Origin of the sequence: Alicyclobacillus contaminans DSM 17975 (assembly GCF_000429525.1) — a bacterium.
GTDB lineage: Bacteria > Bacillota > Bacilli > Alicyclobacillales > Alicyclobacillaceae > Alicyclobacillus_A > Alicyclobacillus_A contaminans.
Map to the genome: position 1 here is coordinate 1 of NZ_AUCA01000010.1, position 14,707 is coordinate 14,707.

Sequence of the window (14,707 nt, forward strand, 5' to 3'; positions counted from 1 at the left end):
TCGGGCATATATTCGCTGGCGCAATAAGCACAGGCGAAACGCTAGCCTTCTACGGGAACAAAAGAAGATCAAGGTTGCCTGAAGGGGCACTAGCAAACCCGATCTCTCTCTGTTGTAACTCTGTCTCGGACTTTGTCGCTAACCAGGCACCCGCTTCCATTGAAAGCGTACTTGCGAGGGCACCGAAAAATCCACTGATAAGCACGGTTGGCTATTTGCCGTATAACCGGCAACACCTGCAATAATCCCGAAAATTGCGCCCAAACCATCATTTACTCCGTAAATCGCGTCTCCAATCCATCCACCGGTCCGAGTCTTATGCCACCTTTCTTGTCCTAAGATGCGTTCAATCGACTCGGATATGGCAGAGATGGGGGGAAATGTGTTCTCCAACCATGTCAGATTTCATGGGACAACCTCCTTCAACAATCAGCATTGATCAAGTACTTAGAACGGTAACGAACCGCCAAATGACAGGTACAGGAGCAGAATATTCAAAGCTAGAATGACGACGGCGCAGAGTGTTGCGGTGACTGTCACAATTCGCTTGTTGACGAGAACCCCCATGATGTCGCGTCGTCTTGTAAAGTAAATCAGTGAAATGATTGGCATTGGCAACACCAGGCTTAGGACGACTTGGCTGATGACGAGCGTCTGAGTGGGATCGATACCCATGGCGACGATAATAAAGGTTGGTAACATCGTGATGACACGACGTAGCCATAGCGGAATGGAGAAGCCGACAAACCCTTGCATAATCACTTGGCCTGCCATCGTCCCGACAGCTGAACTTGAGATTCCTGAAGCTAAGAGTGAGACCAAAAAGGCTGTTGCTGCGGCAGGTCCCAGAAGCGGTGTGAGCGTCTTATAAGCTGACGATATATCTGCGATTCCCGTTTGCCCAGAACCATGGAATGCGGAAGCTGCCATGAACATCATCGAGAGATTGATAAGCCCCGCAAGGGTCATGGCGATAATGACTTCCTTGGTATGAAAGCGGGAAATGTTGCTTTTCTCCACGTCATTGCGGGGGACAATCCGATTTTGTGTCAAGCTCGAATGCAGATACACCGCATGTGGCATGACGGTTGCACCAATCACCCCCACAGCCAGCAGAACCGCATCGCTGTTGCCCATCCAGGGCACCACGCTGTGGTAAACAATTTGGCTGAACTTCGGCTTCGCTAGAATCGTCTCTAGGACGTAACAAGCGGCGATCACAACCACGAAAGCAGCGATGAATTTTTCCAACGGTCGGAATCCCAAACGTTCCAGCATGAGAATGAGATATGTTGTGGCACCCGTCAGCACGGTTGCAATCAGCATAGGTATATGAAATAGCAAATTTAACCCAAGTGTCGCCCCTAGGAACTCCGCGATGTCCGTCGCCATCGCAGCGACCTCGGAGAATCCCCACATGATATACGACAGCCATTTGGGGCAGTACGCCCTGCACATTTCAGGAAGATTTTTACCTGTGGCGATACCCAATTTGGCAGACATGTTTTGAATCAGCATGGCCATTAGGTTTGCCAGTACGACAACCCACAGCAGGTTATATCCAAACTCGGAACCGCTCTGAATATTGGTCGCATAGTTGCCGGGATCGATGTAGGCAACAGAAGCGATGAATGCAGGTCCCAAGAAGGGGAGTAGTGCACGGAGCCCCTTTCTTCGGTACGTGATGGAATCCCGCGCAGCAGAGACCACTTTGCTTTCCGTTTCCATTTGAACAGATGGTGTACTCAAGCGGATACCACCTTTCTTTTGATTGGGCAATTTTCTGGACAGCCAAGTGTTTCTCTTGCGCAACATTTTTAGCCTAAGGAAACTTTCTGAAGTTATTATAATCTGTCCGTCGCAAAATGTGCACATCTTTTTTGTTGAAGGGCAAAAAAGTTTCCCAACGGCAACATGGTTGGCACAGAAATACAACGTATTTCAGGAAAACATCGTAGGATGGTCACTTCACGTCTCAAGGAGGATCTGATGGGGGTCTTGAACGACCGTCTGGGCTCTACGCTAGTTGCTGAATTGGGTTCGTTCGTTCCAATGCATAGCATCCGCATATGATAGCACGATGTCTTATGAAACATCAGGGGGGCTTCAGTTGAGGAAGACAGGCGCAGCAACGAGCGTTTACAGCTGCCTCACGCCAACAGAACGCGGCACGCCCATCGGCGTGCCGTTGTCTTACTTCACATAGGATGTTCATGGTGATACCTTTTGACCACTTGGTGCCTCACAACGGAACCTGTGAGAGGCACAAAATCCCGGGGTTAACCATTGGCCAGGGTCGCGCGGGCCATCGCCAACTGCTCAAGCACAGCTGCCTTGGCCGTACCACCGCGAATCGCGCGACGGTTCACCACCGTCTCCACCTGCACCGCGTGATAGATGTCTTCCTCAAACAACGCCGAGTGTTTCCGGTACTCCTGGATGGTCAGTTCACCCAGGTTCTTTCCCTGTTGCAGGGCGTACAATACCAGCTTGCCGATGACCGCATGCGCCTCGCGGAACGGCAGCCCTTTGCGGACCAGGTAGTCCGCGGCATCGGTGGCGTTCGAAAAATCTCGCGCCAAAGCGGCGGCAATTTTGTCGCTTCGCACCTTCATCGTCTCCACCATGCCCTTGAACAGCCAGAGTGCGGGGAGCAGTGTGTCCAACGTGTCGAAGACACCCTCTTTATCTTCCTGCAAATCCTTGTTGTACGCCAGAGGCAACCCTTTCAACACCGTCAGCAATCCCATCAGATGACCGTAAACACGGCCCGTTTTTCCGCGCACCAATTCCGGAACGTCCGGGTTCTTCTTCTGCGGCATCATGCTTGAGCCGGTGCAGTACGCGTCAGCCAGCTCAATGAAACCGAACTCCTCGCTGCTCCAGAGAATCAGTTCTTCCGACAGGCGCGACAGATGCATCATGATGAGACTCGCCGCGGCCAAAAATTCGACCAGGTAGTCGCGGTCTGAGACCGCGTCCAAAGAGTTTTCATACAATTTTTCAAAGCCCAGTTCCGTTTGCACCTGGACGCGGTCAATGGGGAAGGTCGTCCCCGCGAGCGCACCCGCCCCGAGTGGAGACATGTCCGTCCGTCGCGCAGCATCCTTCAGCCTATCCGCATCTCGTTCCAGCATCCAGAAGTACGCGAGCAAATGGTGCGCCAACAGCACGGGCTGGGCCCGCTGCAGGTGCGTGTAACCGGGGATGACGGTGTCCACGTGCTGTTCGGCGGTCTGCACGAGCGCGCCCTGCAATCCGCGAATGGCCTCCAGCACCTCCACTATCGCTGATTTCATGTACAGGTGCATATCCAGAGCAACCTGGTCGTTGCGGCTCCGGCCGGTGTGCAATTTTCCGGCCACCGGGCCAATCCGCTCGTGCAGCAGGCGCTCCAAATTCATGTGGATGTCCTCGTCTTCCACCGAGAACGACACCTTGCCTTGTCTGACGTCGTCCAGCAGCGCTGCCAGGCCCGCCACCAGCAAATCCGCGTCCGCAGCGGGAATGATTCCGCATGTGCCGAGCATCTTCGCATGAGCGATGCTGCCGCGAATATCTACTTCAGCAAGCCGCTGATCAAACGGAATGGAGGCGGTGTACGCCTCCACCAACTCGTTCGTCGATTCGGTAAAGCGCCCGCCCCACAACTTCATTGCGGCACCTTCTCGACGTTCGCTGTCAGGTTCTCCTGAGCGGGGGTTGTCGCCGGGCCGGACACCGTCGTGGCCGATTCGAGCACACTGAACGGGCTGGTCACCGCAACCGGGGTGGCGGCACCTTCCACAGCCTCATGCACACCGGCGTACACCGTGGTCGGCATGCCCCACAGCGAGATGAAGCCGACGGCGTCGCCGTGCTGGAATGTGTCGCCGGTCGAGTAGGTGGCCAGGTCGTGCCGGTACAGAGAGTACGGAGACTTGCGGCCCACAGCTTGATAACTGCCTTTGTACAACTTGACGCGGACCACGCCGGTGACCGATTTTTGCGTTTCCTGAATGAACGCGTCCATCGCAGATTTCAACGGCGAGAACCAGAGACCATTGTAAATCAGCTTCGCGTACTCCAGTTCCATGCTCGCCTTGTATTGGGCCACCTCGCGGGTCAGGGTGAGACATTCCAACTCCTTATGGGCGTGCACCAACACCAATCCGGCGGGGGATTCGTACACCTCGCGGGACTTGATGCCGACCAAGCGATTTTCCACATGGTCAATGCGCCCCACCCCGTGTCTGCCGGCGATGACGTTCAGTCGATGAATCAGTTCGGAGAGCTGCATGACCTCGCCGTTGAGTGCAACCGGCACGCCTTCATCGAAGGTGATTTCCACGTATTCCGGATCCGCTGGCGCGTTCTCCGGATTGGTGGTCCACAGGAACGCGCCTTCCGGAGCTTCTGCCCAAGGATCTTCGAGGACGCCGCATTCGATGGCCCGGCCCCACAGGTTGGCATCGATGCTGTACGGATTGTCCAGCGTGATGGGAATGGGAATATTGTGCTCCTTGGCATACGCAATCTCTTCGTCCCGCGTCCAATTCCATTCCCGAACCGGCGCTACCACGGTCAACTTCGGATTGAGCGCCTTGACCGAGACTTCGAAGCGCACCTGGTCGTTGCCTTTACCAGTGCAGCCGTGCGCCACGGCCTCGGCACCTTCGGCCGCTGCAACTTCCACCAGCAACTGTGAGATCAACGGGCGGGAGAGTGCTGAGGCGAGCGGGTACTTGCCCTCATACAACGCGTTCGCCTGAAGAGCCGGGAGAATGAATTCTTTGGCGAATCGTTCCACCGCGTCGACTTTGTAAGATTTCACGGCGCCCACCTGGACCGCCTTTTTCTGAACAAAGTCGAGATCCGCGCCTTCGCCGACGTCTACGCACATGGCAACGACGTCGTACCGGTACTTCTCTTTCAACCAAGCGATGGCAACCGATGTATCCAAACCGCCCGAATACGCGAGAACCAGTTTTTTACTCATTATTTATTCCTCCCCGAATGCGCCGGCGTCGGCCATGAGCGCGCATAGTACAGCTTTTTGTGCATGGAGGCGGTTTTCCGCCTGATCAAAGATGATGGAGTGCTCACCGTCGATAATCTCGGCGGTCACTTCCTCGCCGCGGTGGGCCGGCAGGCAGTGCATGAACAGGTAGTTCGGGTTGGCCCAGCGGACCAAAGCGCTGTTGACCTGGTATTCACTGAAGATGCGCTTGCGATGCTCCGCCTCCGCCTCGGCGCCCATGCTGGCCCAGACGTCGGTGTAGATGACGTCGGCATTTTCCACCGCCCGCTGCGGATCTGTGGTGACCAGCACCTGCGAGTGGTTGCGGATGGCGTCTCTCTTGGCCTGCTCCACAATGTCCGCGTTGGGCAAATATCCGGCCGGCGCCGCAATCCGGATGTGAATGCCGAGCTTGGGTGCCAGTTGCAGCCAGGAGTGGGCCATGTTGTTTCCATCTCCCACGTAGGCGACGGTGAGGCCCTGCAAGCGGCCGGTGTGCTCCAGCAGAGTCAGGACATCCGCCAGCACCTGGCAGGGGTGATGGTCGTCCGTCAGGCCGTTGACCACGGGAACGGAGGCGAATTCGGCCAATCGCTGCACCGTGGCGTGTTCAAACGTGCGGATCATAATCCCATCCACATATCGAGACAACACGCGCGCCGTATCCTCTATGGGTTCGCCGCGACCCATCTGTGACGTTTCGCCCGGAACGAACAGGGCGTGCCCGCCCAGTTGAGCCATCCCGACTTCAAACGATATCCGGGTGCGCGTGGAGGCTTTGTCAAAGATCAATGCCAGCGTTTGTCCACCCAAAATGGCGTGTGGGAATTTCGTCTTCTGGGCTTCCTTCAACACCAGGGCCAATTTCAGCAGCGCGTGCACGTCTTCCGTCGTATAGTCGGAGAAGTCCACCAGGTCCCTGCCTCGCAGCCTCTGATGGGCCGCCATGAGGGCGGTCTGCAGGCGAACAGACAGATAGCCGTCACCAAGCGGCTGAATTCCGTTGCCAATTCCCAGTGGGCTTACTTCGTGCTTCCACGCATACACTTGGCATTCTCCTCCCAATCGTGGTTGAATCACGATACAGACTGTATGTATCATTATACGCATTCATGCATAGGTATCAAGATAGTAATGAGGGGTGGGCGAATATTTATTTTTATAAGCCATTGATTTTCAGTGGGATGATGAAGAAAATACACATATTCATTGCATATTCATTCGGTTGCGTGGTATAAGTAAAAGTATCCTCAGGAACGCGCGCAGGTTCTAAAAATGGGGGGGATGGTCCCCAAAGGAGGTCGTGTCCATGCGGATTCGAGAGGCGACCGTCGATGACGTGCCGGATATGCAGCGTGTCATTGCACAGTTTGCCGCGGAGGGACTGATGCTACCGCGGACGGAAAAGTCGTTGTATGAGACGCTGCATTGCTTCGTGGTAGCCGAAGAAGACGGCGTCTTTGCAGGGACGGCAGGCCTTCATCTGTTGTGGCGGGATTTGGCGGAAATCCGTTCGTTGGCGGTGAAATCGGATTTTCACGGACGTGGCGTCGGTCGCATGATTGTCCAAGCGCTGATTACAAAGGCGGAGCGGCTGCATGTTCCGCAGGTTTTGTCCTTGACCTACCAAACCGCCTTCTTCGACAAGCTTGGATTTCAGGTGGTCCAGAAGGAAATGCTGCCGCACAAGATTTGGGCGGATTGCATACACTGCAAAAAGTTTCACCACTGCGACGAGGTGGCCATGCTGTACTACACCGCCGTATACGCGGAGAAACAACGCGAATTCACCAGTGTTTCTGTGGAAAGATAATCCTCATCGGTTGATTGTGCAATGGATGGATCATGGAGTGGCCGCGCATCCTCCCGGCCGGAGGGTGGGCGGTTTTTTGTGTTAGAAAGGGGCGAACAGCTTTCGCCATTCGCCCCCTTCTCCAGGTCACACGAGTGCCTGAATTTTGGTCATGGCTTCGTCCACATGGGAGGTATCAATGATCAGCGGCGGCACCCACCGCACGCGTGTCGGAGCCACCGCGGTCAACAAGAGTCCCGCTTCTGCGGCCTTTTGAACAAACGCGGATGCATCGGGGACCGTGATTCCCCACATCAACCCTCGTCCGGTCACCTCCGGGAACCGGGATGTCAACTGCTGCTGAAGATAGGCGCCCACCCGTCGGACGTGCGCCAAAAAGTCGGGGGCTGCCACATGTTCCAGTACGGCTTGTGCGGCGGCCATCGCGAGCAGGTTGCCGCCGAAGGTGGAGCCGTGGCTTCCCGGAGTAAACGCGGCTGCCACGTCCTTCCGTGCCAATACAGCGCCGATGGGCACGCCGTTGCCGAGGCCCTTGGCCATCGTGACAATATCGGGCTCGAGCCCGATGGCTTCGTAGGCGAAAAACGTCCCGGTTCTGCCAACACCCGTCTGCACTTCGTCGATAATCAGCAGAGCTCCCTTGGCTCTGCACCGCGCCTGAATGGCCCGCAGCACCTCCGTCGGCACCGGATGAACGCCGCCTTCTCCCTGCACCACCTCGACGATGCACGCGGCCGTCCGTTCGTCAATGGCTTCCACCGCCGCCTCAAACGTCTCCGGCGCCGTGCACTCGGGCAACAATGGCTCGAATCCGGCGTGGTAAGCGGGTTTCGGTGTCACTGACAACGCGCCGAAGGTCCGTCCATGAAACCCGCCGGGGAGGGAGACGAAGCGCACTCTGTCCGCTTCCCCGCGCATCGCCGCCGCCTTTCGCGCCAGCTTCAGCGCCGCCTCGTTCGCCTCCGCGCCGGAGTTGCAGAAAAACACCTGGTCGAGTCTGGACAGTTCGGCCAAGCGGGCGGCCACCTGACCGCGCAGCGCATGTCCGTATAAATTGGAGGTGTGCACAATCAATCCCGCCTGGCGGATGATGGCTTCCGTGACCGCCGGATGCGCGTGGCCCAAGTTGCACACAGCGATACCGGCCGTGAAGTCCAAGTACTCTCGTCCATCCGCCGAATATACGTAAGGCCCTTCGCCGCGAACAAGTTCGATGGCTGGCGGAGCGTAGTTGCCCATCAATGCACTGGTCTGCGTGGTTGGGGTCATACCCATCTCTCCTCTTCTTTCGGTGCGATGTGCGTGCCAAGCGGCTGCCGCCATGGCGCGGTCGTATGCTGCACCGCCGCGACCGCAGTGGACACGTCGTTGCCTTGGATGACGTACGCATGCGCCACACCGCCCGCCAACGCTTGCAGAACGGCGTTCACTTTCGGCAGCATGCCGGCCTGGAATCGGCCTTCCTCCGCCAGCGCGCGAACATCCGTCGCAGTAACGTCCTCCATCCGAATCCGGTTGGCAAAATCGGAATAAATGCCTGGAACATCTGTGAAAAACACAATTTTGTTCGCTTGCAGCGCGGCCGCCACGGCGCTGGCCGCCAAATCCGCGTTAATGTTGTACCGGACTCCGGACTCATCCACCCCAATGGGGCACACAACCGGAATCTCACCGCGTGCCAGCACGTCCTCCAGGGGCTTCGGGTTCACGCGCTCCACGCGTCCGCTCCGCTGCAGGTTGGGGAGACCCCCTGCGAGCAGAATGCCTGACCAGCCGGCCATCGCCTGCGCGGGCTTGCCTGTGGCTCGCAGGTGCTGCACAATCGCCTGATTGACCTGTCCGTACAGCACCGCTTCCACCACGCCCATGGCTGCCGGTGTGGTCATCCGCTGTCCATCGATGAACGGCAGTTCAATCCCTCTTTGTTGGAGCGCCTCGGTAATGGCGGGACCGCCGCCGTGAACGATGACCACGTCCAGATTGGCAGCCTCCGCGGCCGCCAGCGCCGCCGATACCGCGTCCATCGCCTGGCCTTTCAGCGATCCACCAATCTTCAACACCAACCGCTGCCTCACGTCCATTTCACCTCACTGATTTCACGGATACAGTGGTGTCGCGTGAAGCCCTGCGTCTTCCGGGAAACCAAAGATCACGTTCAAGTTTTGCACAGCCTGGCCCGCCGCACCCTTCTGCAGGTTGTCGATGACCGAGAACACCTGCAGCGTGCCATTCGCTTCGTGCAGGTGATAACCGATATGGCAATCGTTGCTGCCCCGCACATGCTTCAATTGCGGGCTCTGACCGGCGGGCAGCACCCGTACGAACCGCGCATCGGCATAGGCTTGTTCAAACGCGTCCCGAATCTCCGCCTCCGTCACCCGCGCCGCCACCGGCACGTAGATGCTGGCGAAAATGCCGCGGGCCACCGGCAACAGCTGAGTGGTCAGCAGCAGTTGAGATTCCGGCAAGCCCAGCTGCGCCGCAATCTCTGGCGTGTGTTGGTGGCTGCCAATTCGATAGGCATAGAAGTTTTCCTGCAGTTCTCCAAACATCAGATGCTGCAGCGGTTTGCGTCCTGCGCCGGAGACACCGGATTTGGCATCGACCACCAACGGCGACGCACCGGAATACAGATTGGCACGCACCACCGGCAGTAACGCCAACAGCACGGCCGTGGCGTAGCAGCCCGGATTGCTAATCAGGCGCGCGCTGCCGATGCGGTCGCGCTGCCACTCCGTCAACCCGTAGACGGCGCCGGCATCTTCCGGATGGTCCAGCAGGGCGGGTTTTCGATACCACGCTTCATAGGCGTTTCGAGGCAATCGCAAGTCTCCCGACAGATCAATCGCCGTCAAACCGCGGTCTCGCAACTGCAATGCGATGGCGCCGGCGGTTCCGGAGGGCAGGCCCACAAACACCGCGTCACACCGCTCCGCCGCGGCATCCGGTTCAAAAGCCTCCACGCGCCGATCACCGACCTGGCGCGGGAGAAAAGGCTCCAATTCACCGATGGACTGTTCACCGCCCTTCGATGCGGCCACATAGGTCACGTCCACATGCGGATGCTGTGACAAAATGCGCAGCAGTTCCAGCCCGGAATAGCCGGTGGCGCCAACAACACCGACGCGGACTCGGCGCATGGTCATGAATATCAACTCGCTTTAGTGTATTTATATTCAGACTACCATACCCGGCGGAAACTGGCCAGTGTTGTGGGGATTCAACGAGGGTGCGCCAGTCGAAGTGCGTGCGCGATGTCGGTGCCGACCAGTTCGGCGCCCGGAAACGGCGCGAATATGGCGGGGGCCCAGCCGTTGATGGGACTGACATTATCTTGTCACGATCCGTTCAGCGATTCGCCACAGGCCAAGTGTTACAATCGTCATGTCCGAGCTTCCTAAGGGACAAGCTGACTATCAGAGAAGAGAAGTGAATTCTATGCGATCCATGATACAGCGGATATGGGTGATGGTCGCGGCGTTCGGACTGTTGGGAATGACCGTGGGCTGTCAACCGCAGGGCGCGTCACAGCAAACCGACAATACAGCATCGTCCGCGCCCATTCAGAGCCATGCTGTCACTGTTGATATCAAGAATTTCGCATACAGTCCCGAAACGATTCACATTATGACGGGGACAACCGTGACTTGGCGCAATGACGACAGCGTTTCGCACACCGTCACGAGCGGTGCCAATCAGAAGGCGGATGGCGTGTTTGACTCGAAGGACATGGCGCACGGCCAAACGTTCTCCTACACATTCAGCAAGCCGGGTACGTACCATTACTTCTGCGCATACCATCCCATCATGACCGGTACGGTCATTGTCACGGCTGGGTCATCTTCCTCCGGCGCAGACAACATGGCTGGGATGAACATGTCCAATGCGTCCCCGTCGTCTGGGACCGAAAAATACACCATCGCGCCGCTCGGCACCGGCACCTCCGGAGAACCGAAGCAGGCGGACGATTTGCGGCTCTTGCCATACACCATGGAAGACGGGTACAAGGTCTTCCACCTGACGGCCGAGCCCGTGTGGTGGCAGGTGAAACCGGGACAGAAAGTGGAGGCATGGGCGTACAACGGCTCCGTACCGGGACCCGAGATCAAGGTGGATCAAGGCGACAAGGTGAAAATCGTGGTGACGAACAAACTGCCAGAGGGCACCACGGTTCACTGGCACGGTCTGGATGTTCCCTTCTCGCAGGATGGAACGGGCGGCGTGAGCCAACCGGACATCAAACCTGGCCAAACGTGGACGTACACGTTCACGGTGACGGCCCCGCCGGGGACCTACATGTATCACAGTCATCCCATGACGGACATGGAAAAACAGGAGGACATGGGGTTGTTCGGCCCGTTCATCGTGGAACCCAAAGGCACCGGTTGGACACAGGTACATCCGGGCTATCAGGATGAATACACGCTGGTGGTGAACGACTCGCCGCAGTTCGGATACACCATCAATGGCCTGTCCTATCCTGCAACGCCGGTGCTGCCGGCGAAGGTCGGTGACAAGGTGCTGGTGCACCTGGTGAACATCGGTTCCATGAATCATCCCATGCACCTGCACGGCATGCACTTTCAGCTTCTGGAACAGGACGGGTATCCATTGCCGGCGCCCCAGACCATGGATACGGTGGATACGGCGCCGGGCACGACCTACGACCTGGCGTTTGTGGCCAATCAGCCTGGTAAGTGGCTGTTCCACTGCCATATCACAGCGCATGTCACGGACAGTCAGGGAAATATGACCGGCATGATCACGATGTTTGACGTCAAGAATTAGCGGTCACCGTGATGGGCAACAATCCATCCGTTTGCACAGTGAGGGAAGCGCACATCGGTGCGCTTCCCTTTCTCCATCGTTTGTGCCGATGAACGCCCAGTCTTCATCGGCGGACGGAGCCACTGCCAACGTATGCCACGGTCATGTACGAAGTTCCTGTGCTCGCAACCATCGTCGACATTTCCCGGGGAATGGCGACAGGTTTCTGTTCTATCCTCGCGAATGCACTTGGAAAATGGCGAACTTGAGATAGTGTCCCTCGGGAACTCCCGCGATTTCCGGGTGATCTTTCCCCGCCCCTGACCAATGTACCAACCGCAGAATTTTGTGGGCGTCCAATGCGGCGTCGAGCAGCGTCTCCTGGAACAAGTCGGGCAACATGTGATAGGAACAGCTGGCTGTGACGAGAAATCCTCCGTCGCGAAGGAGTTTCATACCGCGCAGGTTGATCTCTTTGTACCCGCGGATGGCACCTTCCAGCGCACGGCGAGATTTCGCGAAAGCGGGCGGATCGAGAATCACCACGTCGTAACGCTGCCCGTTTCGTTCCGCTTCGCGCAGGTAGTCGAACGCGTTGGCGACCACGAACTCCACGTTGTTGAACCCGTTCAGTGCGGCGTTCCGGCGGGCCACGTCGATGGCGGGTTCGGAAATATCGACCGCGGTGACGTGCGCGGCGCCGTAGTGCAGCGCGTGCACGGTGAAACCTCCCGTGTGGCAAAAACATTCCAGCACCCGGGCACCCTGTTGATTGGCCCCGCAGCGCATGAGGGGGGCAATGGCGGCGCGATTGTCACGTTGATCAAAAAAGTAACCGGTCTTTTGACCCTCTCGAACGTTGACCACGATTCTCAAACCGTTTTCTAAAATTTCCACCTCGTCAGGCACGTCTCCAAACCAAACGTCCGCTTCCAGCGAAAGTCCTTCGAGGCGGCGGACGGGAACATCATTGCGAAGATAGATGCCCCTCGGCTGCAACACGTCTTTCAACGCTTGGAGAATCCAGTCTTTTCGAACTTCCATTCCATAGGACAGGATTTGGACCACGAGGATATCGTTATATTTGTCGACAATGAGTCCAGGCAGAAAGTCCGCTTCACCGTAAATGGCGCGGCATGCACCGGTGTCCTGCAGAAATTGCTGGCGATACTCCCAGGCGGCGCGAATTCGAGTAAAAAATAGATTCTCGTCCACCGCCTCCGACGGACTGTATGTGAGCACTCTGGCGATGATTTGCGATTGTGGATTGGCGTAGCCTCTGGCTAAAAAGACACCTTGGTGATTGACAATTTCCACGGTGCATCCGGGGGTCAGGGTGCCTTCAACGCCCTCCACTTCGCTTTGATAGACCCATGGGTGGCCGTGTTCCAAGCGCTTCTTGCGCGATTTCTTCAAATAGAGTCGTACGGTCACACAATCTCCTCTTTCTGTGGATTCGCAAGGTTGCAGCGTCATCTGTATCATATCTCATTCTTCCACATCGTTGAGGCGCTTCATTCGAGTGGAGACGCGCCTCGTCCGAATGACCGCGTGGGTTCGGGTTCATCATGCCTGCATTGCGGCGGGCGCGAGCCAGACTCCCGGCCGCCCTGCCGTGGGCAGAGGTGGCATGCTTGACGGACGAGGGCGAAACATGATATGGTACATGACGTTGTCTCACCGACACACACGTGGGGGTATAGCTCAGTTGGGAGAGCACCTGCCTTGCAAGCAGGGGGTCGTCGGTTCGAATCCGTCTACCTCCACCACGCATCACTGGATGGTGTGCCGCGTATTGGGCGGTTAGCTCAGTTGGGAGAGCACCTGCCTTACAAGCAGGGGGTCAGCGGTTCGAGCCCGTTACCGCCCACCAAAATGTATAACGCGGGGTGGAGCAGTTGGCAGCTCGTCGGGCTCATAACCCGAAGGTCGCAGGTTCAAGTCCTGCCCCCGCAACCACGTGGAGCTGTGGTGTAGAGGCCTAACATGCCTGCCTGTCACGCAGGAGAACGCGGGTTCGAATCCCGTCAGCTCCGCCACAACGGAGAGGTACCTTTTGGTGCCTTTTTATTTCAATGACAATTTTGTCTATTATTTTCGGGTTGAACTTCTGTCAAGGGTAGTATAGATTTTGAATTATAAATGCATTTACGTGCAGTGGAAAGATTCCGAAACAGAGACAAAGGGGGCAAATCCATGCTGAAGAGGACTTCCATGCTGTTGGCATCCACGCTTGTCATGGGTGCAACGCTGGTCGGCTGCGGCTCATCCGGAGGCAACTCAACCGGCAATGATACCGCTAACAGCACGGGCGGCGGCTCCGCACAGCAGACCATCACGGTGGCTGCGGACACCACATTCCCGCCGTTTGAATCGATGCAAGGAAACAATGTGGTTGGCTTTGACATCGACATGATCAAAGACATCGCGAAGCTGGAGAACCTCAAGATTGATGAAATCAAGACCATGCCGTTCACCGGTCTGATTCCCGCGCTGCAATCCGGACAGGTCGACGTGGCGGTCGCAGGCATCACCATCAAGAAGTCCCGCATGGGCGCCGTGGATTTTTCCAACGCGTACTATAAATCCGGGGCATCCATTCTCGTCAAGAACAATTCCAACATCACGGGATTGAACGACCTCAAGGGCAAGACCGTCGCGACCAAGAAGGGCACGTCCGCCGTCGATATTCTGACCCAAGCGGGGATCAGCGATATCAAGCAATTTGACAATATCGACCAAGCGTATGCCGCGCTCGAAAGTGGTCAAGCGGACGCGGTGGTCTTCGACAACCCCGTTAACATTAACTACAAGTCGACGCACAACGATGTGAAAATCGTGGGCGGCCTGTTGTCCGGTGAATATTACGGCATTGCCATCAGCAAGCATGACGCGGGGCTGGTTGCGAAGATCAACGACGGCCTGCAAAAAATGCAAGCAAACGGCGACTACCAGAAGCTGTTTGATACCTGGCTCGGAGGCGACAAGAACGGCGTCGTGGACGGTGTGAAAGCACCGGCCGACGTCGCACTGAACGGTTAACCCTCGCGGAGTCGGCAAACGAAGACAGGTCAAACGGCGTAGCACAGAGGCTGGCTACGCCGTTGGTCTGCCGAGAAAGGAGAGGA

11 protein-coding genes and 4 tRNA genes are annotated in these 14,707 nt (G+C 57.1%); 7 read left to right on the top strand and 8 right to left on the bottom strand.

Annotated features, from left to right (window positions below; translation table 11 throughout):
• Nucleotides 1-447 precede the first annotated feature (447 nt).
• The 4 genes from G463_RS0105600 to argF all read right to left on the bottom strand — a co-directional run bounded on the left by G463_RS0105600 (nucleotide 448) and on the right by argF (nucleotide 5,947).
• The gene (locus tag G463_RS0105600; RefSeq protein ID WP_051321979.1) at nucleotides 448-1,728 is read right to left on the bottom strand and encodes an Nramp family divalent metal transporter; all 1,281 of its coding nucleotides are present in this window, start codon (nucleotides 1,726-1,728) and stop codon (nucleotides 448-450) included.
• A 551-nt stretch (nucleotides 1,729-2,279) separates the two neighbouring features.
• Nucleotides 2,280-3,656, bottom strand: a complete 1,377-nt coding sequence (gene argH, locus G463_RS0105605) for an argininosuccinate lyase (protein WP_026974376.1) — start codon at nucleotides 3,654-3,656, stop codon at nucleotides 2,280-2,282.
• Nucleotides 3,653-4,978 carry an argininosuccinate synthase gene (locus G463_RS19030; protein ID WP_084171250.1) on the bottom strand — a complete coding sequence of 442 codons (1,326 nt, stop codon included), beginning with the start codon at nucleotides 4,976-4,978 and terminating at the stop codon, nucleotides 3,653-3,655. The genes argH and G463_RS19030 overlap by 4 nt, the downstream gene beginning before the upstream one ends.
• A gap of 3 nt (nucleotides 4,979-4,981) precedes the next feature.
• Nucleotides 4,982-5,947, bottom strand: a complete 966-nt coding sequence (gene argF / locus G463_RS0105615) for an ornithine carbamoyltransferase (protein WP_084171280.1) — start codon at nucleotides 5,945-5,947, stop codon at nucleotides 4,982-4,984.
• A gap of 361 nt (nucleotides 5,948-6,308) precedes the next feature.
• On the opposite strand from argF, the gene G463_RS19035 reads away from it, so the two are divergent.
• Nucleotides 6,309-6,812, top strand: a complete 504-nt coding sequence (locus G463_RS19035; RefSeq protein ID WP_051321980.1) for an N-acetyltransferase — start codon at nucleotides 6,309-6,311, stop codon at nucleotides 6,810-6,812.
• Nucleotides 6,813-6,938: 126 nt separating this feature from the next.
• Here the strand turns inward: G463_RS19035 and G463_RS0105625 are convergent, their stop codons facing one another.
• From G463_RS0105625 to argC, 3 genes are read right to left on the bottom strand one after another with little or no spacing between them, the layout of a single operon-like run.
• Complete coding sequence (locus G463_RS0105625) at nucleotides 6,939-8,081, bottom strand: aspartate aminotransferase family protein (RefSeq protein WP_051321981.1); 1,143 nt, start codon at nucleotides 8,079-8,081, stop codon at nucleotides 6,939-6,941.
• Nucleotides 8,078-8,887: an acetylglutamate kinase gene (gene argB, locus G463_RS19040; RefSeq protein WP_051321982.1), complete on the bottom strand. Its 810-nt coding sequence runs from the start codon at nucleotides 8,885-8,887 to the stop codon at nucleotides 8,078-8,080. The genes G463_RS0105625 and argB overlap by 4 nt, the downstream gene beginning before the upstream one ends.
• A gap of 21 nt (nucleotides 8,888-8,908) precedes the next feature.
• Nucleotides 8,909-9,958 (bottom strand): N-acetyl-gamma-glutamyl-phosphate reductase, encoded by a 1,050-nt coding sequence (gene argC / locus G463_RS0105635; RefSeq protein WP_051321983.1) that lies wholly within the window; start codon nucleotides 9,956-9,958, stop codon nucleotides 8,909-8,911.
• A gap of 292 nt (nucleotides 9,959-10,250) precedes the next feature.
• Here argC and G463_RS21625 point away from each other — a divergent pair, with 292 nt between their 5' ends.
• Nucleotides 10,251-11,600 (top strand): multicopper oxidase domain-containing protein, encoded by a 1,350-nt coding sequence (locus tag G463_RS21625; protein ID WP_051321984.1) that lies wholly within the window; start codon nucleotides 10,251-10,253, stop codon nucleotides 11,598-11,600.
• A gap of 210 nt (nucleotides 11,601-11,810) precedes the next feature.
• On the opposite strand, the gene G463_RS0105645 is transcribed toward G463_RS21625, so the two are convergent.
• Nucleotides 11,811-13,013 carry a class I SAM-dependent rRNA methyltransferase gene (locus tag G463_RS0105645; RefSeq protein ID WP_026974380.1) on the bottom strand — a complete coding sequence of 401 codons (1,203 nt, stop codon included), beginning with the start codon at nucleotides 13,011-13,013 and terminating at the stop codon, nucleotides 11,811-11,813.
• Between the two features lie 259 nt (nucleotides 13,014-13,272).
• Between G463_RS0105645 and G463_RS0105650 the strand changes: the two genes are divergently transcribed.
• The 5 genes from G463_RS0105650 to G463_RS19055 all read left to right on the top strand — a co-directional run bounded on the left by G463_RS0105650 (nucleotide 13,273) and on the right by G463_RS19055 (nucleotide 14,621).
• Nucleotides 13,273-13,348: transfer RNA gene (locus G463_RS0105650), tRNA-Ala, on the top strand.
• A gap of 28 nt (nucleotides 13,349-13,376) precedes the next feature.
• Nucleotides 13,377-13,452, top strand: a tRNA-Val gene (locus G463_RS0105655).
• 10 nt (nucleotides 13,453-13,462) lie between these two features.
• Nucleotides 13,463-13,538, top strand: a tRNA-Met gene (locus G463_RS0105660).
• Between the two features lie 3 nt (nucleotides 13,539-13,541).
• Nucleotides 13,542-13,618: transfer RNA gene (locus G463_RS0105665), tRNA-Asp, on the top strand.
• A gap of 157 nt (nucleotides 13,619-13,775) precedes the next feature.
• Nucleotides 13,776-14,621: a transporter substrate-binding domain-containing protein gene (locus G463_RS19055; protein WP_051321986.1), complete on the top strand. Its 846-nt coding sequence runs from the start codon at nucleotides 13,776-13,778 to the stop codon at nucleotides 14,619-14,621.
• Nucleotides 14,622-14,707 lie beyond the last annotated feature (86 nt).

Bases quoted from the DNA above. Each gene is read 5' to 3' on its own strand.
- G463_RS19055 (WP_051321986.1), top strand. From the start codon at position 13,776: ATGCTGAAGAGGACTTCCATGCTGTTGGCATCCACGCTTGTCATGGGT.
- G463_RS19030 (WP_084171250.1), bottom strand. From the start codon at position 4,978: ATGAGTAAAAAACTGGTTCTCGCGTATTCGGGCGGTTTGGATACATCG.
- G463_RS21625 (WP_051321984.1), top strand. From the start codon at position 10,251: ATGCGATCCATGATACAGCGGATATGGGTGATGGTCGCGGCGTTCGGA.
- argC (WP_051321983.1), bottom strand. From the start codon at position 9,958: ATGACCATGCGCCGAGTCCGCGTCGGTGTTGTTGGCGCCACCGGCTAT.
- argF (WP_084171280.1), bottom strand. From the start codon at position 5,947: ATGGCGGCCCATCAGAGGCTGCGAGGCAGGGACCTGGTGGACTTCTCC.
- G463_RS0105625 (WP_051321981.1), bottom strand. From the start codon at position 8,081: ATGACCCCAACCACGCAGACCAGTGCATTGATGGGCAACTACGCTCCG.
- G463_RS19035 (WP_051321980.1), top strand. From the start codon at position 6,309: ATGCGGATTCGAGAGGCGACCGTCGATGACGTGCCGGATATGCAGCGT.
- argH (WP_026974376.1), bottom strand. From the start codon at position 3,656: ATGAAGTTGTGGGGCGGGCGCTTTACCGAATCGACGAACGAGTTGGTG.
- G463_RS0105600 (WP_051321979.1), bottom strand. From the start codon at position 1,728: ATGGAAACGGAAAGCAAAGTGGTCTCTGCTGCGCGGGATTCCATCACG.